Genomic DNA, 18,434 nt, shown 5'->3' with positions numbered 1-18,434 from the left:
GAGACAGGTATGCGGATTTTACTGGCTCCGGCCAAGAAAATGCGGGTGGACACGGACACCCTGGCCCCCATGGGGCTGCCGGACTTTCTGGACCGGACGGAACGGCTGCTGGATGTGCTCCGGTCCAGGACGCCGGAGCAGCTGCGGACGCTGTGGAAGTGCAATGAGGCCATTGCCGCCCAAAACGTGGAACGGCTGGCCCATATGGACCTGCGGCGGGGACTGACGCCGGCGGTGCTGTCCTACGAGGGCATCGCCTATCGGTATCTGGCCCCCGGCGTGCTGGAGGATGCAGAGCTGGACTATTTACAGGAGTATCTGCGGATTCTGTCGGGCTTTTACGGGATGGTGCGGCCCTTTGACGGCGTGACGCCCTACCGGCTGGAGATGCAGGCGGTACTGTCCGTGGACGGCGCCAAGGACCTTTACGGCTTCTGGAGCGACACGCTGGCCCGGACCGTGGCCCGGGAGACGGACACGGTGGTGGATTTAGCGTCCAAGGAGTACAGCCGGGCAGTGACGCCCCATCTGCCGCCGGCGGTGACGGTCCACCGCTGTACCTTTGCCGTGCTGAAAAACGGCAAGGCCGTGGAGCAGGGGACCCTGTGCAAGATGGCCAGGGGAGAGATGGTCCGTTGGATGGCCCAAAACCGGGTGACCGACGTGGAACAGCTGCGGCGGTTTGACGGGCTGGGCTTTGTCTATGACCCGGACCGCTCGACCAAAAACAATGACGTATTTGTGCAAGGAGGAACATAAACGATGCTGGAAGTCGGTATGAAAGCGCCGAACTTTACCCTCAGCGATAAGGACGGCAATGCCGTCTCCCTGTCGGATTTCGCGGGGAAAACGGTGGTGCTCTATTTCTATCCCCGGGATAATACCCCCGGCTGCACCCGTCAGGCCTGCGCCTTTGCGGGGGCCTATGAGGAATTCAAGGCGCTGGACGTGGTGGTGATCGGAATCAGTAAGGATTCCGTGGCCTCCCATGTGAAGTTTGCGGAGAAATATAATTTGCCGTTTATCCTGCTGTCGGACCCGGAGCGGCAGGCCATTGAGGGGTTCGGCGTGTGGCAGGAAAAGAAGAATTATGGAAAGGTGTCCATGGGCGTGGTCCGGTCCACCTTTGTCATTGATGGGAATGGTGTGATTGAGAAGGTCATGCCCAAGGTGAAGCCGGATACCAATGCGGCGGAGATTCTGGAGTACCTGCGTAGTAAGCAGTAACGCCCAACGCACCCCAAATTAAAAGTTTTACTCGATTTTTTTCAAAAAATCGCGGTTTCCAAAGGCAGAGCCTTTGGTCGCCCCGCGCACGGGGCGAAACTCCCGCGCCGCGCACGGCGCGAAATACCCGCCCGTCGCAACGGGCGAAACACCCGCCCGCCGCAGCGGGCGAAATACCCAATCGTCCATAGCGCCATCCGCAGATGGCGCCACTCCCGGCAAAGCCGAAGGCCGCCGTCCCCACCCCGTCAGCGGGTGGCGGACGGCGGCCTTATGTCGCACCGTGTCCGATGACGTACCCACCCCACAGACCACAAGGAGCAGTTTGTCCCCGACAGGGTGCATACGGTGATAGGAACCCCACACGAAATGGAATACGGGGGAAACGGAAAAGCCGCCGCCCACCACCCCGTGAGGGGTGGGGACGGCGGCTTTGGGGCTGACGCCCCGGGAATTGCGCCCGTTGCGACGGGCGCTTTGGGACGCTGGGGGATTTCGCGCCGTGCGCGGCGCGGGTGTTTCGCTGGCTGCGGCCAGCGGGTGTTTCGCCCCGTGCGCGGGGCGACCAGCGGCTCTGCCTCTGGACTCCGCGATTTTTTGAAAAAAATCGAGTAAAACTTTTATTGTTTGGTGCGTAGATTGGGGGTTATTCAACGGATTTCAGACTTTCCACCATATCCACCGTCTTCAGCTTATAATGGGCCGCCAGATTGACCACCAGAGAGAACACCACCGTCATGACCGCCGCCAACCCATAGGCATACGGCGGCGCGGTCCGTCCAAACATGACCAGATCGATTTCCACCGTCAGCACCATCCAACTGTGGAGCCACCGGCCCATCACCAGCCCCAGCCCGATGCCGAACAGCGTCAAAAACGCGTTTTCCCGGTACACATACGCCGTCACTTCCCGGTCATAGAACCCCAGCACCTTCAACGTCGCCAGCTCCCGGATGCGCTCCGTGATATTGATATTCGTCAGGTTATACAGCACCACAAAGGCCAGCGCCGCCGCCGCCACAATGATAATGACCACCGCATAGTTGACCGCCGACATGCTATCCGTGAACAAATCCCGCATGGTGGCGATATACGAACACGACGTGACGCCGTCCATGGTCATCAGCTCTGTGGTGGTATCGTCCGACGCCACATCATCCACCTGGGGTCCGTAGGTCAGAAGAATCGTGTTTTCCTCCGGCGGCTGCCCGAACAGCTGCTCGTACAGGTCCGCCGTCAGGTAGACATAATGCTGCACATAGTTTTCCGTCAAGGCCGTCACGGTGACCTCCACCCGTTTTTCTCCGTCCAGGATGATGCGGTCTCCCGGCTCCACTTCCAGCAGCTCCGCCGTCTTCTCCGACAGCACCACGCCCTGGTCCGACAAAGCAAGGGATTCGCCGGTCTGCCGGTCCCGCAGCCGGATAAACCGGGAAAAGGCGTCGCCATCCGATACGGCAAACAGGGTGGCTCCATAGGAAACCCCACCCGCCGACACGTCCAGCGATTCCTGGGACGTGAACAGATAGTCCGCCACCGCGTCGCTGCCGTCCAGATACGTCGTGATCTTTTTCCGCTGGCCCTGCGACAGGTCGGAGTCGATGCCCACCAACGTGTCATAGACACAGATCTCGTCATACTGGTTGTCCAGAATGGCAAAGATGGAATCGTGGAGACCAAAACCCGTGACGATCAGCGCTGTACAGCCGCCGATGCCCAGGACCGTCATCCAGAACCGCCGCTGATACCGGAACAGATTCCGCATGGTCACCTTCCAGGTAAAGCTGAGCCGCCGCCAGAGGGGCGTACAGTATTCCAAAAACACCCGCCGCCCCGGTTTGGGAGCCCGGGGCCGCATCAGATTGGCCGGGGTGTCCATGAGCGTGGCAAAACAGGCCCACAGGGACGCGCCGGTGGTACACACCACCGCCAGCAGCACCGACAGGGAATAGAGGACCGGCAGCGATTTGTATTGCAACTCCGGCATGGTATACATAATGGCAAAGGCGTTGGCGATGACCGCCGGAATCAACGTGGCCCCCAGGGCCAGCCCCGCCAGGCCGCCGGTACAGCTGGCCGCCGCCGCATAGCCCAAATACTTCCAGGAAATGGCCATGCGGGAAAAACCCAGCGCTTTCAGCGCGCCGATTTGGGCCCGCTGTTCCTCCACCATACGGGTCATGGTGGTGAGACAGGCCAGGGCCGCCACCACAAAGAAGATCACCGGGAACACCGCCGCCAGATTGGCCACTCGCTGGGCATCCTGGGAATAGCCCACAATGCCCGCGTTGGCGTCCCGGCCCAGGACGTACCATTCACACGGCTCCATCTCGTCTAACTCCTGTTGGCCGTCTTCTAACTCCTGCCGGGCGTCCTTTAGCTCCGGTTCCGCTTCGGCCACAGCGGCGGCATACTGCCCCAGGGACCGGGCATAGGCCGTTTCGCCCTCGTCCAGCTTTGCCAGGGAACCGGACAACTGGGCTTGTCCCGCCAACTGCTGCCGGTTCAGCGCCGCCAACGCTGCTTCATACTGGGACTGTCCCGCCGTCAGCTGGTCGTGGGTTTCCGCCAGGGTGGCGGCAGTCTCGTCCAGCTGGGCTTTGCCCGCGTCTAACTGCTGCCGGGCTTCCGCCAGGACGGCGGCCGTTTCCTCCAGCTGGGCCTTCTGGGGCGTTAACTGCTGTTCCACCAGAGCGTATTGGGGCGTTCCCGCATAGGGGGCCAGGGCCGCTTCATACTGGGCCTGTCCCTGTTCCAATTCCTGCTCCGCCGCCGCCAGCTGGGCGGCCTGGGCTTCATAGTCCGAAAGGGCCGCTTCATATTGGGCCTGACCGTCGTAATAGTCCTGCCACCCGTTTACCAGGGTGGCGGCGGTTTCCTCCAGCTGGGCCCGTCCGTCGGTGATGGACGTGGTCAGTTGGGATAGGCCGTCATAATACTGCTGCCAGCCTGCGTCCAGCTCCGCCCGGGCCTGTTCCAGCTTCTCCTTGGCATCGTCCAATTCCTCCTGGGCGTCGTCAAGGTCCCGCTGGGCGTCGTCCAGTTCCTCCTGTGCCTCCTGCCGCACCACATCGTCCCGCAGGGCCGCCCGTTCCTCGGAAAGGGGTTCCAGACTGTCCAGCAGCGCTTCCGCCCGGTTGTCATAATCGTCGGAATAGCTTTCCAATTCCGCAAGCCCCTGGCCGGTGAAATAGGCCACTGTATAGACATCCATCTGGAAATTATCCGCCGGAACGTATACAAAGCCGTCCACCGCGCCGTTGCCCAAACGGCTGGTACCACGGTCGGTGCCAACGTACAGGGGAGAGGTGACGGTTCCCACCACCGTATAGGTCCAGCAGGACAGGTCTTCCTCCTCGTCCTCGGCGGCGGTCAGTTCCAGGGTGTCGCCCACAGAAAGGCCCAGGCTTTCCAGCAGCAGCGTCTCTGTAACGCACTCGTCCTCGGACCGGGGCAGACGCCCCTCTTTCACCGTCAGCCGGTTCAGCTGTTCCGGCAGGGAACGGACCGTCACCACGCTGTCAATGGCGATGGCGTCCAGATTCCAGCCCCCCTCCACCTGCGCCACGCCGGGGGCGGCGGAAAGGGCCTCCAGGTCCTCGTCGGTCAGGCCCATGGTGGACAGCACATAGCCGTCCATCAGGTGGGTCTCGTCGTAATATTGGTCGGCGGTGTATTCCATATGGGGGGCCGCGGCCCGCAGACCCACCAGAAAGGCCACCGCCAGGGCCGACAGTATCATCAGCGACAGAAAGCGGGAGAAGGTATGGCGAATCTCCCGCCACGCGTCGGTGCGCAGCCGGTTGGGTCGTATCACCATTCAATCGCCTCCACAGGGGTGGGGTGGGGATTCTCCGTCACGTCGGACACCTTGCCGTTTTTAATGCGGATGACCCGGTCGGCCATGGGCGTCAAGGCCGAATTGTGGGTGATGACCACCACGGTCATCCCGCTTTTCCGGCAGGTGTCCTGCAAAAGCTGCAAAATGGCCTTGCCGGTCACATAGTCCAAAGCGCCCGTGGGTTCGTCGCACAGCAGCAGCTTGGGATTCTTGGCCAAGGCCCGCGCAATGGCGACCCGCTGCTGCTCGCCGCCGGACAGCTGGGCCGGGAAATTGCCCAGCCGGTGGCCCAGGCCCACATGCTCCAGCGTCTGGGCCGCGTCCAGAGGGTGGCGGCAAATCTGGGCCGCCAATTCCACATTCTCCAGGGCCGTCAGATTCTGCACCAGATTGTAAAACTGAAACACAAAGCCGATGTCATTGCGGCGGTAGGCCGTCAGTTGCCGGGTGGTCATGCCGCTGACCCGGACCCCGTCCACCTCCAGCACGCCGCCGCTGCACGTGTCCATGCCCCCCAGCATATTGAGCACCGTCGTTTTGCCCGCGCCGGAGGGACCCACAATGATGGCAAATTCCCCCTTTTCAATGAAAAAGGTCACACCGTCCACCGCCCGGATGACCACTTCTCCCATGCGGTACTCCTTCCACACGTTCTCAAAGGAAATGTAGTGCATATACGTCCCTCCCGTCGGCAATTCCTGATTCTAGTATACCCCTTTCGGCAGGATTCGCAATCCCCTTTGACACCGCAAGGGCAATTTCTTCTTTACGAACCGGGGGAAGCTGGGTATAATAAGAAAACGATTCCCTGTTGCAGGAAAGGAGTACCGGCTTTGAAGCGCGTTCTTCTCATCGCCACCGGCGGCACCATCGCCTCCACCCAAACGGAGCACGGTCTGGCCCCCGGCATCACCTCCCGGGAGCTGTACGAAAGCGTTCCGGAGGCACAGAGCTTCTGTACCATTGACACGGTGCAGCTGCTCAACATCGACAGCACCAACGTCCAGCCGGAACAATGGCTGCTCATGGCCGCCACCATCGAACAACACTACGACGACTACGACGGTTTTGTCATCACCCACGGCACCGACACCATGGCCTATACGTCGGCGGCGCTGTCGTATCTGATTCAGCAGTCCAACAAGCCCATTGTCCTCACCGGCGCCCAGAAGCCCCTTGTGGACCCCATCACCGACGCCAAGAAAAATCTGCTGGACAGTCTGTGCTTCGCCTGCCAGGAGCGGTGCGGCGGCGTGTTCGTCGTCTTCTCCGGCCGGGCCATCCTGGGTACCCGGGCCAAAAAGCTGAAAACCAAAAGCTATGCGGCCTTTTCCAGCATCAACTATCCGGAGGTGGCCCTCATCGACCAGGGCCGTATCTTCCAGTATGTGACCTTCCACCATACGGAACCGGTGCGGTTTTACCACAAGCTGCTGCCGGAGGTGTTTCTGCTCAAGCTGATTCCCGGCATGGACCCGGCCATCCTCGACTATATCGGGGACCACTACCGGGCCTTGGTCATTGAAAGCTACGGCGCGGGCGGGCTGCCCTTTGCCCATCAGCGGAACTTTCTGGACAAGCTCCAGACCCTCAAGGAGCGGGGCTGCCATGTGGTGGTTGCCACCCAGGCCATGCTGGAGGGCAGCGATCTGGAGGTCTACGAGGTGGGCCGCAAGGCCATGGCCGCCTATGACGTGCTCCAGGCCCACGATATGACCATCGAAGCGGCGGTGACCAAACTGATGTGGCTGCTGGGCCAGGACCTGCCCGATGAAGAACTGCGGCGGCAGTTCAACACGCCGGTGGCTCAGGATTTGCTGAATTGCATTGAGACTTGACAAACCGCGTCGGCTGCGGTACACTATCGAATGACAACGGGGAGCCCGCGAACGGGCTGAGAGACGGCTGAATCGCCGTGACCCATATACCTGATCCGGGTCATGCCGGCGTAGGAATCATAACGGCTTTTTTGGCTATTACTGCCCGCGCTGTACCCGGCGTGGGCAGTTTTTTTCGTTAATAGGAGGAACAGAAGTATGAAAGCAAGTGTCGCCATCCAAACGCTGCCGAAGGCGGAAAACGACGAAGAATTGGTGCGCATCGTCGACGAGGTCATCGACTACATCAAGGCCCAGGGCCTCAACTACTACGTCGGTCCCTTTGAAACCACCATCGAGGGCGATGACTATGACCAGCTCATGGACATCGTCAAGGAATGCCAGCATGTGGCAATCCGCGCCGGCGCCCCCAAGGTCTCGGCCTACATCAAGGTGGTCTACGAGCCGGAGGGGGAGATCCTCACCATCGAGAAAAAGGTCACCAAGCACCATGCGCAGTAAACTGCCCGCCGTGGTGGCCGTGGCCGTGCTGCTGGTTCTCTGGCAGCTGGCCTCCGTCAGCGGCCTGGTCCCGGCCTATCTGCTGCCGTCGCCGGTAAAGGTGTTCCAGGCGCTGTGGGGCGACCGGGCGCTGCTGGCCGAACACGCGTTGGTGACGTTGCAGGAAGCGCTGTATGGTCTGGTCCTGGGCGTGGCCATCGGCTTTTTCTTTGCCGTGCTGATGGACGCCTTCGAGGTCCTGTACCGGGCCGTCTATCCCATTTTGATTCTGTCCCAGACCATCCCCACGGTGGCCATCGCGCCGCTGCTGGTGCTGTGGTTTGGATATGAGATGCTGCCCAAGGTCATCCTCATCATTCTGGTGACCTTTTTCCCCGTCACCGTGGGACTGCTGGACGGCTTCCGGTCTGTGGACCGGGACGCCGTGGGGCTGCTGCGGTCCATGGGGGCCGGGCGGGTCCGGATTTTCCGCTATCTCAAATGCCCCTCGGCCATGCCCCAGTTCTTCTCGGGACTGCGCATTGCCGCCGCCTATTCGGTGGTGGGCGCAGTCATCAGTGAATGGCTGGGCGGCTTCGCCGGGCTGGGCGTCTATATGACCCGGGTCAAAAGCGCCTTTGCCTTTGACAAAATGTTTGCCGTGATCTTTCTCATTTCCGCCGTCTCCCTGGCCCTCATGGCCGCCGTGAGCCTGCTGGAGCGAAAGAGCATGCCCTATCGCTATCTGAAAGACAGAAAGGAAGAACCCAAATGAATCTGACCAAACGCCTGTGGGCGCTGCTGCTGGCCCTGACTTTGATGCTGGGCCTGGGGGCCTGCGGCCAGAAGGCCCAGGACACCGCCACGACCGACGAGCCTGCCACCACTCCGGAGACCACCGCCGACGATGCTGCTGCCACCGGCGAGCCGGAAGCCACGGAGGACCAGGACCCGGCGGAGCTGACGGAGATTACCTTCGTCCTGGACTGGACCCCCAACACCAACCACACCGGCGTGTATGTGGCCCAGAAGCTGGGCTATTTTGAAGAGGCTGGACTGACGGTCAACGTGGTGCAGCCCCCCGACGGCGGCGCGGAGATGCTGGTGGGCAGCGGCGGCGCACAGTTCGGCGTGTCCTTCCAGGACTACATCGCCCCGGCCCTCATCGGGGATGCCCAGCTGCCCATTACGGCGGTGGCGGCCATCATCCAGCACAACACCTCCGGCATCATCTCCCGCAAGGGCGAGGGCATGGACACCCCCAAGGGGCTTGAGGGCCACAAGTACGCCACCTGGGACCTGCCGGTGGAAAAGGCCACCATCCAGCAGGTCATGGAGGCCGATGGCGGCGATTTCTCCAAGGTGGAGCTGATTCCCTCCATGGTCACCGACGAGGTGACGGCGCTGGAGACCAAGTCCGTGGACGCCATCTGGGTCTATGAGGGCTGGGCCGGTGTGGCCTGCGACGTGGCCGGTCTGGAGACCGATTACTTCGCCTTTGCCGATATTGACCCGGTGTTCGACTTCTACACCCCCGTCATCATCGCCAACAACGACTATCTCACCGAGCATCCCGAGGAGTCCAAGGCATTCCTGGAGGCCGTGACCCGGGGCTATGAATACTGCATGGAGAACCCCAAGGAGGCCGCCGACATTCTGATGGAGGCCGTGCCGGAGCTGGCCGACAGCGCCGATCTGATCTATGCCAGCCAGGAGTTCCTGGCCGGGGAGTACCAGGCCGATGCCGCCCGCTGGGGCGAGTTTGACGCTGCCCGGTGGAGCGGATTCTTCCAGTGGCTCAACGACAACCAGCTCCTGGATGGAGAAGTGACCGTGGACGCCGGATTTACCAACGACTATCTGCCGGAAGCCTGAGATGGAAACGCTGGAAGTACGCAACGTCTCCGTGTCCTTTGACGGCCGGCAGGTGCTGGAGGATGTGTCCGTCACCCTGCGGAAAGGGGAGCTGGTGTGTCTGCTGGGCGTCAGCGGCGGCGGCAAGACGACGCTGTTCAACGTCATTTCGGGCCTGCTGCAGCCCGACGCCGGACAGGTACTTCTGGACGGGGTGGACATCACCGGCAAACCGGGCCATATCAGCTATATGCTGCAAAAGGATTTGCTGCTGCCGTACCGGACCATCGAGGACAATGTGGCGCTGCCCCTGCTGCTGCGGGGCGTAAAAAAGCGGGAGGCCCGGAAACAGGCGTCGGCGCTCTTTGAGGAGTTCGGCCTGGGAGGGACGGAAACCCTGTGGCCCTCCCAGCTGTCCGGCGGTATGCGCCAGCGGGCGGCACTGCTGCGGACGTACCTGTTTTCCCAGGATGTGGCGCTGCTGGACGAGCCCTTTTCGGCGCTGGATACCCTGACGAAAAGCGCCATCCACCGGTGGTATCTGGACGTCATGGAACGGATTCACCTTTCCACCCTGTTCATCACCCACGACATGGACGAGGCGGTGCTGCTGTCGGACCGGATCTATCTGCTGACGGGTCAGCCGGGCCGCATCACATCGGAGATCGTCGTGGAAGAGCCGCGGCCCCGGCGGCAGGATTTCAATTTGTCTCCGGAATTTTTGCAGTACAAGCGGCAGATTCAGGAGCGGTTGCAGAGACCATAGGAAAAACGCGGAGATCACGTTGATCTCCGCGTTTTTGTCACAGGGGGCGATTCAGTTTCAGGATGGTCACGTTGATCTCGCCGTCCCGGGCATCGGCGGAGCCGCTGTAATTAAAGGTCAGCACCGTGGACGACGGCGCCTGGATGATGAAAAAGCCGGAGCCGCAGGCGCTGGACCCGGCGGCGGTGGTGGCAAAATAGATGCCGTATTCCAGATGGGACGTGCCGTTGTACGACGGCGTCACCTGCAAGTAGTTGGGGGCCGAGAAAATGGCCGACACCTTGTAGGACACCAGATAATAGCCCGGCGCCAGGGCAATGCGCTGGGAATCGGTCTGAACGATGTGGCCCGTGGGGTCCGTGACATCGGGAAACAGGTCCAACAGGGTGCTGCGGATCAGAGGATACTGAAAATTGAAATAGGAGGCGAAGGCATCGTCCGGCGCTGCCCCGGTGGGTCCCGTCGGACCGGTTGGCCCGGCGACGCCCTGGGACCCGGTAGGGCCGGTGGCACCTTGGGGACCAGTCGGCCCCGTTGGTCCGGTAGGCCCGGGGACGCCTTGCGGTCCTGTGGGACCGGCGGCACCTTGGGGCCCGGTCGGCCCCGTTGGGCCGGTAGGGCCGGGGACGCCTTGCGGTCCTGCGGGACCGGTGGCACCTTGGGGACCAGTCGGCCCCGTTGGGCCGGTAGGTCCGGGGACGCCTTGCGGTCCCGTGGGACCGGTGGCACCTTGGGAACCGGTGGGTCCCGTCGGTCCGGTTGGGCCGGGAATTCCCTGGGGACCGGTCGGCCCAGTCGGCCCGGTGCCGCTGCCGCCTCCGGCGGGTCCGGTTGGACCCGTTGGCCCCATGGGTCCGGCAGGGCCTGTCGCGCCCGTAGCGCCGCTGGGGCCGGTAGGACCTGTCGCGCCCGTCGGCCCCGTTGTACCGGTTGTTCCAGTCGCCCCGGTGGCCCCCGTTGCCCCCGTTGGTCCCACGGGGCCCTGGGGACCGGTGGGGCCGGTCGGCCCGGTACCGCCGGGACAGCAGCGGCATGGACAGGGGCAGCGGCACCGGCTGCCATCCTCATACAACATCATACAAATCCCTGCTTTCTCAAAAATACGCTCCTTCCAGTATAGGCGGCGGCAGGGGAGATGGTGACAGGGATTCCACATTGCAGGGTGGAGAAAACCGTGGTATACTAAAAAAAAGGGATTGGGAGGTGGGACCATGTGGAAAGATTCACCGCGTGCCGTCCGGAAGGTCGTCGGATGGTTCATGCTGTCCGGGGCGGTATTGGCTCTGGTGGGCGCTATGATGGAAGTGACTGCATTGACCGTGATAGGGGTGCTGCTGCTGATCGTTGCGGTACTTATCCATTTCATGTACTACCGCTGCCCCCACTGCGGCAGATTTTTGGACCGCAGCACCGGCGCATACTGTCCCTATTGCGGCAAAAAAATGGAATAAACTGCTGTTTTAAATTGTGCCAGGAGGTGGGACCATGTGGAAAAATTCTCTGCACACCGTCCGAACCATTGTGATGCGATTGTATCTGTCCGGCGGCGGTGTGCTGCTGCTGGGGGTGTGCTTCACAAGCATGCTGCTCTGGGCCGTGGGCGTGGTGATTCTGCTGGTGGGTTTGGTCATTCATCTGCGGTACTACCGGTGTCCCGTTTGCGGGAAATTTCTGGACCGAAACACTGGTGCGTTTTGTTCCCACTGCGGTGCCAAAATTCAATGAATAACAATCTGGAACACGCCATGCGGGGTGTTGCTCCCGCTGTTTCAATTTGTGCCGGGAGGTGGGACCATGTGGTATGAATCGCCGCGCACGGTCCGAAAAGTGGTCGCTGGAATTGCCGTGACCGGCTGTATGATCCTGCTGTTGGGGATGTGGCGCAACCGTGCGCTGCTCATTGGACTGGGGTTTGTTGTGTTATGCGGGGGTTCCATATTCAATCTGCTGTTTTACCGCTGTCCTTACTGCGAAAGGCATCTGGGCCGCAGCAACGGGGAATACTGTCCCTATTGCGGCTCCAAAATGGAATAAACAACAAAAAAAGACACACCATATGGTGTGTCTTTTTTAAACTGGTGGAGACTAATGGACTCGAACCATCGACCTCCTGCGTGTGAAGCAGGCGCTCTAACCAGCTGAGCTAAGCCTCCGTCGCTTGACTGCTTTGATATTATAGCACGAATTTCAAAAAATGCAAGAGGTTTTTGAAAAAAATTTTTGGGGCTCCCAGGAGCCCCAAAAAAAGCGTCATTCCACTTCCATCATGGTAAAGGGGGTGTCGTAGACATTGTGGCCCGTTTCCAGCACGGCCCCGTCCACGGTCAGCGTCAGCGTCTGGGCGTTGTAATAGGTCAGCATGGTATTGACCAGACTGCCCAGGAGCATGGTCTCTCCGGCAGTGCCGGTGGTGGCTGCCGCGTCGCCAAAGGCCTGGGACACATCCAGGAAAATCTGGCTGTCGCCGGGCGTATAGCTGACAGTGGCCTCGTCGCCCTCGCCCGTGGTGGTCTCGGTGCCGTTGTTCTCCATGCGGAAGTCGTTGACCGTCACGCCCTCGGGCAGGGCCTTATGGGCAATCAGGGCGTCCACAATGCCCTGGGGATTGGCTTTCACTGTCTCGGTCACCGTATCAAAGCCATCGGCGTTGTCGTTGGGCAGATACAGGGTGACCTCCGTCTCGTCCACCACGGCAATGTCGGGAATCTCGTCCTCGGCCAGCTCCTGCTGCACGTCGTCGCTGTCCTCCGTGGACTCGGTGGGCACTTTCTCCGCCGCGCTGTCCTTGGTGGGCGCGTCGTCGGGTTCTGCGGTGGGTGAAGCGCCGCAGCCTGCCAGCAGGCCCAGGGCCAACACCAGCGCAACCAGGCGCAACCATATGGATTTCATGGAAATCCCTCCTTGTGTTTTGTCGAAAACTGGGAAAAAAGTTCCTGTTGCACCGTCAGTATACCATACTTTTGCAGATTTGCATAGTCCCACATCCCCAAAGCGCAATAGCCCCGGGCGATTGCCCGGGGCCGATCTATATGAAGACGAACCCAGTACCGATTGCAGCGACGTACCGCTGCGGGCGCGCTCGAGCCGGTCAAAACCGCGTTTTGACTAGCTCGAACTCTGCCAGTCGGCCGGGTAAGTCACATAGAGGAAGCGGGCGAAGTCCGGGGCGGCAAACTGAATCTTGCTCCCCTTGGGAATCAACAGGACTTCGCCGGGACCGGCCGTTTCCGTCCGGCCGTCACAGTGGATGGACAGCTGCCCCTCGATGACGTAGTCAATCTCGTCATAGGTCAGCGTCCAGTCAAAGGTGGTCTGTTTCATCTCCATCAGCCCGGCCCCCAGCCGGGGGCTCTGGTTCAGGGTGAACAGGTCCCGTGTATAGACGTGGTCCCCCGGCTTGCCCGTATCCAGCCGGTCCTCCGGCCGGACCGACAGGGTGGGCAGGGGAATGGACCGGACCCGCTGGGAATCGTCCTGCTCCCGCAGGACCTCCAGCACCAGATTGCGTATGGTTTCCTTATCCATGGGCCGCCTCCTTTTTCGTCAGAAACAGGGCTACGGCAATGGCCGTCACACCGCCCACCAGTTTGCCCACGATCATCGAGGTGAGCATCTCCGGGGCAAAGCCCGCCGTGAAGCCCAGATGGTCGCCAAAGACAAAGGACGCCGACACGGCAAAGGCAATATTTAAGATTTTGCCCCGGCGGTCCATCTTCTCCACCATGCCGAACATGGGAATGGAATTGGCAAGGCTGGCCACCAGTCCGGCGGCGGCCACATCGTTCATCCCCAGCAGGTTCCCCAGCTTCATCAGCGGTTTCCGGAATACCTTTGTGATGACGTACACCAGAGGGAACGCGCCAGCCAGGACAATGGCGATATCGCCCACCACCGTAATGCCCTCCTCAATGGGGGCCATGCCGGGAATGACCACCAGCCCCGTCAGCTTTTCGATGATGGCGGCGGCCAGGCCGATGGTGATAACCGCCAGGACAATGCGGCCGAAAATCGAAAAGCCTTTAATCATGGCCGATTCAAATTTCCAGAGGCCCAGAACGATGAGCAGGGCGAAAATCACAATGGGAATCAGATTGACGGCCACCATGCCCACGGGAAAACCCGCCGCCAGGCCGCCCACAAAGCTGCCCAGGGGAATGGTGATGATGCCCGCCAGCACGCCCTTGGCCAGATAGGTGGTATCCTCTTTTTTGAGGATGCCCAACGCCACGGGAATGGTAAAGACAATGGTAGGGCCCAGCATGGAGCCGACAATGATGCCGCTGAACAGGGCGGCATCCCGGTTTTCCGTCAGCTCCATGGCCAGGGGCGCGCCGCCCATGTCGCAGGCCAGCAGGGACCCGGCGAACATGGCCGGGTCCGCGCCGAAGACCCGAAACACGGGACCAAGCACCGGCCGCAGCAGATTTGCCAGCACCGGGGCCAGGGAGATAATGCCGATCATGGCCAGGGCCAGAGAGCCCATGGCCAGAATGCCTTCTTCAAACTGGGGTCCCAGGCCGAACCGATTGCCGAAAATCCGGTCCAGCGCGCCCAGCACCATGAAAATTACCATGAGGTAAACAATCAGTTCATTGATGGACATACGATTCCAACTCCTCCAACTGGTCGAGTATCCCCACAATGGCCGCGTCGGCGGGGGCGTGGGGATTTTCCATGCGGGCGGCGCTGCCGAAGCTCAGCAGCACCTTGTCCCCCACACCGGCCCCCACCAGGTCCACGGCCACCAGCTGTCCACTTTCGGTGGACACCAGCTGGAGCGGGTGGCCCAGCAGGCCGGGGGACTTTTTGGTGGCCCAGACGGAGCAGAGTACCGTGGCGATCTTCACGACAACCCGCCTCCCTCCAAAAGCTCCCGGGCCATGGGCGTCAGCACCGCCCCCGCCGGGGGCCGCTGCTTCTGGGCCAAAAGCTGCCGGGCCCGGGCGGCGGTGATGACCGTATGGCCGCCGCTGCCGCCGGTTCTCCCGCCGTAAAACCGAACGCCCCACTGGCGCAGCGTCCGCTCCGCCGCCATCAGCCGTCCCCACAGCGCCCGGTTGGCCGTGGCGCTGTGGCGGCGGTAGGTGAGACCGCCCTCGTAGAGATAGACCGGCATCCCCGTCAAGAGGGCGTCCAATACCCGGCTGTCGGAAAATTGCAGCAGCTGTTCCGCCGTCAGGGAACCGATGAGCACCGCGTCATAGGGGGCGTGGCCGGTGAACGCATAGCCCAGACTGTCGGCGGGCCGCCGCCCAATCAGCAGCGCACGGGGTCCGGCAACCTCCAGACGCCGCAGGACCTCTTCGATGATTTGTTCTTCAACCATGGACAATCATCCCCAGGTCCCCCTTTTTGTGGCCGCAGCCGTTGGCCTCGTCCAGATCGATGTGGGCAAAGGTGGCAAACTGGGGACTGACCCGCACCGACACCCCCTGCAAAATCACCGGCCGGGACGACAGGCACCGCAGAGAGACGGTATCGCCGTTTTTCAGGCCGTGCAGGGCCGCATCCTCCGGCGTCATATGGATGTGGCGCTGGGCCACCATGACGCCCTGGTTCAGCTGTACCTGTCCATGGTCGCCCACCAGGGTAATGCCCGGCGTGCCTTCCACATGGCCGCTGAGCCGCACGGGGGCGTCGATGCCCAGGGTATAGGCGTCGGTGCGGGAGATCTCCACCTGGGCCTCCTTCCGGGCCGGTCCCAGAACGGCCACCCGCTCCAGCTTGCCCTTGGGACCCACCAGCGTCACCCGCTCGGCGCAGACGTACTGGCCCGGCTGGGACAGGGGCCGCACATTGGTCAGGCCGTGGCCGAACAGCGTTTGCGCCTGGTCATCCGTCAGATGGACGTGACGGCCAGACGCCTCCACCTCCAGAAACAGACGGCGGCAGACCTCGTCCGTGACGCGCTCCACCAGATTCATGGCTCCACCTCCTTTTGTTCCGCTTTCAGTTGTATCTCCAAAATCCAGCACAGGCTGGAAAGCCGGTTCAGGGCCAGAATGATATCGTCCCGGCTTACCACCCCGTTTTCGTCCCGAAAGGCCCGGTAGGCCGCCCGCTCCGCCTGGCGGATGACGGTGCGGACCTTGTTGATGGCCAGCAGGGTGGGGGAATCGTGGCGGGAGGGCATAAAATGGCTTTGGCCGTAGTATTTTTGTGGTGCGTGGCTCCGCTCCCGCAATTCCTCCACCGTCAGGCCCAGCAGATGCAGAGGCTGCACCGGCTCGTCCAGCACGTCGGCCCGGATGAGACTGCGGACAAAATCGAGAATCTCCTGGAGATGGTCCGCCATGTCCTCCCGGCCATCGGCCATGGCCGTCCGCTGGGCCAGCAGCAGCTCCGCTTCCAAGAGGTCGATCTGGCCACGGAACTCAATGCGGGGATGGTCCTTGAATACCAGAAGGTTGCCCCGCAGATGGGTCATATGCTCGGGCTTTTCCGTCAATGTCCCGCCGAACAGAGTCTCATACGTTTTCGGCTTGAGCTGCTCCCCCTGGACGATCTCAATGCGCTCCTGCCGCAGCCACTCCCGGGCCGACGGGGTCAGGCGGTCGCCGGGGCCTAAATAGAACACCCGGCGGCCGTCCTTCACCCGAATACAGGCCCGGACGCTGCTCTCTGTAAAGAGCGCCACGGCTTACGCCTCGCCGGACCCGTCGCTGCCGGAGGGCAGAATGCCGTTGACCTCGGCATGGGGGCGGGGAATCACATGGACGGACACCACTTCGCCCACCTTTTCCGCGGCGGCGGCACCGGCCTCGGTGGCGGACTTCACCGCGCCCACGTCGCCCCGGACCATGACGGTGACCAGACCGCCGCCCACCTGGACGCGGCCCACCAGCTGGACGTTGGCGGACTTGACCATGGCGTCGGCGGCTTCAATGGCCCCGACGAGACCCTTCGTTTCGATCATACCCAGTGCATTTGTGTTAGCCATGTTGTAAACGCTCCTTTATCCGTTACTTATTGCAGTTTTGCCAGAATCTTGTTGACCAGTGCTTCCACCATGTCGTCGGAGACGACGGCGGAGGACACGGGGGCGGTGGTATTGCCGCTGCTGCGGGGGACACCGTCGGAGACGCCCCAGGCAATGCGGCGGATGTTGATGAGGTCCAGAGGACCGATGTTGTTGGAAGACGAGCTGCCGCCTACGGCGCCGCAGCCCAGAGTCAGGGCCGGGAACAGATTGGTGGACGCGCCGATGCCGCCGAAGGTGGCCGGGGTGTTGACCAGGAAGCGGGAGACGGGGATTTTCTCGCCAAACCGCCGCACCACCGATTCATCGTTGGTGTGCATGGAGAAGGTGTGGCCGCTGCCCTCGTTGCGGAGAATCTGACAGCATTTTTCCAGCACCGCATCCTCGTCCCGCTCCACGAAGAAGCCCAGAATGGGGCAGAGCTTCTCTCTCGAATAGGGCTGATCGTGGCCCGCTTCCCTGGCGTCGGCCACCAGAATTTTCGCCGTGGACGGCACGCCGCTGAGGCCTGCCAGCTGGGCGATCTCCGCCGCCGTCTTGCCCACCACCGCCGCGTTGATGGCCCCGTTGGGCCGGAACAGGAATCCGGCCAGACGGTCGGCCTGCTGTTTGTCCAGGAAGTGGCAGCCCTGCCGCCGCATCTCGGCCCGGACCGTCTGTTCCATGGACGCCTCCACGATGACGCTCTGTTCCGAGGCGCAGACGGTGCCGTTGTCAAAGGTTTTCGATTTGACAATGGCGGCCACGGCCTTTGGCACGTCGGCGGTCTTCTGGATATAGGCCGGGCCGTTGCCCGCGCCGACGCCGATGGCCGGACGGCCCGAGGAATAGGCGGCCTTGACCATGCCGGGGCCGCCGGTGGCCAAGATCAGTTTGACCAGATCGTGGCGCATCAATTCCTCCACCGCCGCCATGGTGGGGGTGGGCAGGGCGGAAATGGCCCCGTCGGGGCATCCGGCCTGCTTCGCCGCCTGGGCCACAATCTCCACGGCCCGCAGCGTACACTTGGCCGCGTTGGGGTGGGGGGAGAAGACAATGGCGTTGCCCGCCTTCAAGGCGATCATGGATTTGTAGATGACCGTGGAGGTGGGGTTGGTGGACGGGACGATGCCCGCGATGACGCCCACGGGGACGCCCACATCCAGCAGTTTTTTCTCCGGGTGCTCGGCGATGATGCCGATGGTCTTTTCGTCTTTGATGGCGTCATAGACCGTCTGGGCGGCAAATTGATTCTTAATGGTTTTGTCGGGGACGTTGCCGAAGCCCGTCTCCCGGCAGGCCAGCTCGGCCAGTTCCTGCGCGTGGGCCATACCGGCGTCACAGATGGCCTTGGCAATCCGGTCCACCTGGGACTGATTGAATCCGGCCAGCACGTCCGCAGCGGCCTTGGCCTTTTGAATCAGCTCCCGGGCTTCCTGCCGGGAGCGCAAATCCTTGTCCAGTTCCATA

General features: G+C 62.0%; 23 protein-coding genes, 1 tRNA gene, 1 pseudogene and 1 riboswitch. Of the genes and pseudogenes, 10 read left to right on the top strand and 15 right to left on the bottom strand.

Annotated features, from left to right (window positions below; genetic code table 11):
• The first annotated feature begins 9 nt into the window (after positions 1 to 9).
• Together yaaA and bcp are read left to right on the top strand one after the other, a co-directional pair.
• Entirely contained in the window at positions 10 to 759 is a 750-nt protein-coding gene (yaaA, locus tag ACTQ33_RS01600) for a peroxide stress protein YaaA (RefSeq protein WP_441461558.1), read from the top strand.
• 3 nt (positions 760 to 762) lie between these two features.
• On the top strand, positions 763 to 1,227 hold the full coding sequence (bcp, locus tag ACTQ33_RS01595; RefSeq protein ID WP_441461556.1) for a thioredoxin-dependent thiol peroxidase: 465 nt from the start codon (positions 763 to 765) through the stop codon (positions 1,225 to 1,227).
• Between the two features lie 27 nt (positions 1,228 to 1,254).
• Here the strand turns inward: bcp and ACTQ33_RS01590 are convergent, their stop codons facing one another.
• The 3 genes from ACTQ33_RS01590 to ACTQ33_RS01580 all read right to left on the bottom strand — a co-directional run bounded on the left by ACTQ33_RS01590 (position 1,255) and on the right by ACTQ33_RS01580 (position 5,742).
• A complete protein-coding gene (locus ACTQ33_RS01590; protein ID WP_441461555.1) occupies positions 1,255 to 1,416 on the bottom strand; it encodes a hypothetical protein in 162 nt (53 codons plus the stop codon).
• A gap of 457 nt (positions 1,417 to 1,873) precedes the next feature.
• Entirely contained in the window at positions 1,874 to 5,047 is a 3,174-nt protein-coding gene (locus ACTQ33_RS01585; RefSeq protein WP_441461553.1) for an FtsX-like permease family protein, read from the bottom strand.
• Positions 5,041 to 5,742, bottom strand: a complete 702-nt coding sequence (locus ACTQ33_RS01580; RefSeq protein ID WP_441461551.1) for an ABC transporter ATP-binding protein — start codon at positions 5,740 to 5,742, stop codon at positions 5,041 to 5,043. Before ACTQ33_RS01580 ends, ACTQ33_RS01585 begins: the two co-directional genes overlap by 7 nt.
• 159 nt (positions 5,743 to 5,901) lie before the next feature.
• On the opposite strand from ACTQ33_RS01580, the gene ACTQ33_RS01575 reads away from it, so the two are divergent.
• The 5 genes from ACTQ33_RS01575 to ACTQ33_RS01555 all read left to right on the top strand — a co-directional run bounded on the left by ACTQ33_RS01575 (position 5,902) and on the right by ACTQ33_RS01555 (position 10,006).
• Entirely contained in the window at positions 5,902 to 6,906 is a 1,005-nt protein-coding gene (locus tag ACTQ33_RS01575) for an asparaginase (RefSeq protein ID WP_441461549.1), read from the top strand.
• Positions 6,907 to 6,933: 27 nt separating this feature from the next.
• Positions 6,934 to 7,040: riboswitch (TPP riboswitch) on the top strand.
• A 64-nt stretch (positions 7,041 to 7,104) separates the two neighbouring features.
• The gene (locus tag ACTQ33_RS01570) at positions 7,105 to 7,407 is read left to right on the top strand and encodes a thiamine-binding protein (RefSeq protein WP_441461547.1); all 303 of its coding nucleotides are present in this window, start codon (positions 7,105 to 7,107) and stop codon (positions 7,405 to 7,407) included.
• Positions 7,397 to 8,161, top strand: a complete 765-nt coding sequence (locus ACTQ33_RS01565) for an ABC transporter permease (RefSeq protein ID WP_441461545.1) — start codon at positions 7,397 to 7,399, stop codon at positions 8,159 to 8,161. Before ACTQ33_RS01570 ends, ACTQ33_RS01565 begins: the two co-directional genes overlap by 11 nt.
• Complete coding sequence (locus ACTQ33_RS01560; protein WP_441461543.1) at positions 8,158 to 9,261, top strand: ABC transporter substrate-binding protein; 1,104 nt, start codon at positions 8,158 to 8,160, stop codon at positions 9,259 to 9,261. Before ACTQ33_RS01565 ends, ACTQ33_RS01560 begins: the two co-directional genes overlap by 4 nt.
• A gap of 1 nt (position 9,262) precedes the next feature.
• Positions 9,263 to 10,006 carry an ABC transporter ATP-binding protein gene (locus ACTQ33_RS01555; RefSeq protein WP_441461541.1) on the top strand — a complete coding sequence of 248 codons (744 nt, stop codon included), beginning with the start codon at positions 9,263 to 9,265 and terminating at the stop codon, positions 10,004 to 10,006.
• Between the two features lie 37 nt (positions 10,007 to 10,043).
• On the opposite strand, the gene ACTQ33_RS01550 is transcribed toward ACTQ33_RS01555, so the two are convergent.
• Together ACTQ33_RS01550 and ACTQ33_RS01545 are read right to left on the bottom strand one after the other, a co-directional pair.
• Positions 10,044 to 10,388 (bottom strand): hypothetical protein, encoded by a 345-nt coding sequence (locus ACTQ33_RS01550; protein ID WP_441461623.1) that lies wholly within the window; start codon positions 10,386 to 10,388, stop codon positions 10,044 to 10,046.
• Between the two features lie 66 nt (positions 10,389 to 10,454).
• Positions 10,455 to 11,084, bottom strand: a pseudogene (locus ACTQ33_RS01545) (hypothetical protein); the annotation flags it as partial.
• A gap of 133 nt (positions 11,085 to 11,217) precedes the next feature.
• Here ACTQ33_RS01545 and ACTQ33_RS01540 point away from each other — a divergent pair.
• The 3 genes from ACTQ33_RS01540 (at position 11,218) to ACTQ33_RS01530 (ending at position 12,040) form a co-directional block, all read left to right on the top strand.
• Positions 11,218 to 11,457 (top strand): hypothetical protein, encoded by a 240-nt coding sequence (locus ACTQ33_RS01540; RefSeq protein WP_441461539.1) that lies wholly within the window; start codon positions 11,218 to 11,220, stop codon positions 11,455 to 11,457.
• A gap of 34 nt (positions 11,458 to 11,491) precedes the next feature.
• Positions 11,492 to 11,731 (top strand): hypothetical protein, encoded by a 240-nt coding sequence (locus tag ACTQ33_RS01535; RefSeq protein ID WP_441461537.1) that lies wholly within the window; start codon positions 11,492 to 11,494, stop codon positions 11,729 to 11,731.
• A 69-nt stretch (positions 11,732 to 11,800) separates the two neighbouring features.
• Positions 11,801 to 12,040 (top strand): hypothetical protein, encoded by a 240-nt coding sequence (locus ACTQ33_RS01530; RefSeq protein ID WP_441461535.1) that lies wholly within the window; start codon positions 11,801 to 11,803, stop codon positions 12,038 to 12,040.
• A 42-nt stretch (positions 12,041 to 12,082) separates the two neighbouring features.
• On the opposite strand, the gene ACTQ33_RS01525 is transcribed toward ACTQ33_RS01530, so the two are convergent.
• The 10 genes from ACTQ33_RS01525 to ACTQ33_RS01480 form a co-directional block, all read right to left on the bottom strand.
• Positions 12,083 to 12,159 (bottom strand) — tRNA-Val (locus ACTQ33_RS01525).
• A gap of 97 nt (positions 12,160 to 12,256) precedes the next feature.
• Complete coding sequence (locus tag ACTQ33_RS01520; protein WP_441461533.1) at positions 12,257 to 12,895, bottom strand: GerMN domain-containing protein; 639 nt, start codon at positions 12,893 to 12,895, stop codon at positions 12,257 to 12,259.
• Positions 12,896 to 13,111: 216 nt separating this feature from the next.
• The gene (locus ACTQ33_RS01515) at positions 13,112 to 13,531 is read right to left on the bottom strand and encodes a cupin domain-containing protein (RefSeq protein WP_441461531.1); all 420 of its coding nucleotides are present in this window, start codon (positions 13,529 to 13,531) and stop codon (positions 13,112 to 13,114) included.
• Positions 13,524 to 14,609, bottom strand: a complete 1,086-nt coding sequence (eutH, locus tag ACTQ33_RS01510) for an ethanolamine utilization protein EutH (protein ID WP_441461529.1) — start codon at positions 14,607 to 14,609, stop codon at positions 13,524 to 13,526. The genes ACTQ33_RS01515 and eutH overlap by 8 nt, the downstream gene beginning before the upstream one ends.
• A complete protein-coding gene (locus ACTQ33_RS01505; RefSeq protein WP_441461527.1) occupies positions 14,596 to 14,853 on the bottom strand; it encodes a EutN/CcmL family microcompartment protein in 258 nt (85 codons plus the stop codon). The genes eutH and ACTQ33_RS01505 overlap by 14 nt, the downstream gene beginning before the upstream one ends.
• Positions 14,850 to 15,332 (bottom strand): hypothetical protein, encoded by a 483-nt coding sequence (locus ACTQ33_RS01500; protein WP_441461525.1) that lies wholly within the window; start codon positions 15,330 to 15,332, stop codon positions 14,850 to 14,852. Before ACTQ33_RS01500 ends, ACTQ33_RS01505 begins: the two co-directional genes overlap by 4 nt.
• Positions 15,325 to 15,930 carry a phosphate propanoyltransferase gene (pduL, locus tag ACTQ33_RS01495; RefSeq protein WP_441461524.1) on the bottom strand — a complete coding sequence of 202 codons (606 nt, stop codon included), beginning with the start codon at positions 15,928 to 15,930 and terminating at the stop codon, positions 15,325 to 15,327. Before pduL ends, ACTQ33_RS01500 begins: the two co-directional genes overlap by 8 nt.
• Positions 15,927 to 16,643, bottom strand: coding sequence for an ATP-binding protein (locus tag ACTQ33_RS01490; protein WP_441461522.1), 717 nt, complete (start codon positions 16,641 to 16,643; stop codon positions 15,927 to 15,929). Before ACTQ33_RS01490 ends, pduL begins: the two co-directional genes overlap by 4 nt.
• 3 nt (positions 16,644 to 16,646) lie before the next feature.
• The gene (locus tag ACTQ33_RS01485) at positions 16,647 to 16,946 is read right to left on the bottom strand and encodes a BMC domain-containing protein (RefSeq protein ID WP_441461520.1); all 300 of its coding nucleotides are present in this window, start codon (positions 16,944 to 16,946) and stop codon (positions 16,647 to 16,649) included.
• 26 nt (positions 16,947 to 16,972) lie between these two features.
• On the bottom strand, positions 16,973 to 18,433 hold the full coding sequence (locus ACTQ33_RS01480; protein ID WP_441461518.1) for an acetaldehyde dehydrogenase (acetylating): 1,461 nt from the start codon (positions 18,431 to 18,433) through the stop codon (positions 16,973 to 16,975).
• Position 18,434: the final 1 nt, after the last annotated feature.

This window comes from Candidatus Avoscillospira sp. LCP25S3_F1, from assembly GCF_052117125.1.
GTDB lineage: Bacteria > Bacillota > Clostridia > Oscillospirales > Oscillospiraceae > Avoscillospira_A.
This window is presented reverse-complemented; position numbering and strand designations above follow the sequence as displayed.

Bases quoted from the DNA above. Each gene is read 5' to 3' on its own strand.
- yaaA (WP_441461558.1), top strand. From the start codon at position 10: ATGCGGATTTTACTGGCTCCGGCCAAGAAAATGCGGGTGGACACGGAC.
- bcp (WP_441461556.1), top strand. From the start codon at position 763: ATGCTGGAAGTCGGTATGAAAGCGCCGAACTTTACCCTCAGCGATAAG.
- ACTQ33_RS01590 (WP_441461555.1), bottom strand. From the start codon at position 1,416: ATGGACGATTGGGTATTTCGCCCGCTGCGGCGGGCGGGTGTTTCGCCC.
- ACTQ33_RS01585 (WP_441461553.1), bottom strand. From the start codon at position 5,047: ATGGTGATACGACCCAACCGGCTGCGCACCGACGCGTGGCGGGAGATT.
- ACTQ33_RS01580 (WP_441461551.1), bottom strand. From the start codon at position 5,742: ATGCACTACATTTCCTTTGAGAACGTGTGGAAGGAGTACCGCATGGGA.
- ACTQ33_RS01570 (WP_441461547.1), top strand. From the start codon at position 7,105: ATGAAAGCAAGTGTCGCCATCCAAACGCTGCCGAAGGCGGAAAACGAC.
- ACTQ33_RS01565 (WP_441461545.1), top strand. From the start codon at position 7,397: ATGCGCAGTAAACTGCCCGCCGTGGTGGCCGTGGCCGTGCTGCTGGTT.
- ACTQ33_RS01560 (WP_441461543.1), top strand. From the start codon at position 8,158: ATGAATCTGACCAAACGCCTGTGGGCGCTGCTGCTGGCCCTGACTTTG.
- ACTQ33_RS01555 (WP_441461541.1), top strand. From the start codon at position 9,263: ATGGAAACGCTGGAAGTACGCAACGTCTCCGTGTCCTTTGACGGCCGG.
- ACTQ33_RS01540 (WP_441461539.1), top strand. From the start codon at position 11,218: ATGTGGAAAGATTCACCGCGTGCCGTCCGGAAGGTCGTCGGATGGTTC.
- ACTQ33_RS01535 (WP_441461537.1), top strand. From the start codon at position 11,492: ATGTGGAAAAATTCTCTGCACACCGTCCGAACCATTGTGATGCGATTG.
- ACTQ33_RS01530 (WP_441461535.1), top strand. From the start codon at position 11,801: ATGTGGTATGAATCGCCGCGCACGGTCCGAAAAGTGGTCGCTGGAATT.
- ACTQ33_RS01520 (WP_441461533.1), bottom strand. From the start codon at position 12,895: ATGAAATCCATATGGTTGCGCCTGGTTGCGCTGGTGTTGGCCCTGGGC.
- ACTQ33_RS01515 (WP_441461531.1), bottom strand. From the start codon at position 13,531: ATGGATAAGGAAACCATACGCAATCTGGTGCTGGAGGTCCTGCGGGAG.
- eutH (WP_441461529.1), bottom strand. From the start codon at position 14,609: ATGTCCATCAATGAACTGATTGTTTACCTCATGGTAATTTTCATGGTG.
- ACTQ33_RS01500 (WP_441461525.1), bottom strand. From the start codon at position 15,332: ATGGTTGAAGAACAAATCATCGAAGAGGTCCTGCGGCGTCTGGAGGTT.
- pduL (WP_441461524.1), bottom strand. From the start codon at position 15,930: ATGAATCTGGTGGAGCGCGTCACGGACGAGGTCTGCCGCCGTCTGTTT.
- ACTQ33_RS01485 (WP_441461520.1), bottom strand. From the start codon at position 16,946: ATGGCTAACACAAATGCACTGGGTATGATCGAAACGAAGGGTCTCGTC.
- ACTQ33_RS01480 (WP_441461518.1), bottom strand. From the start codon at position 18,433: ATGGAACTGGACAAGGATTTGCGCTCCCGGCAGGAAGCCCGGGAGCTG.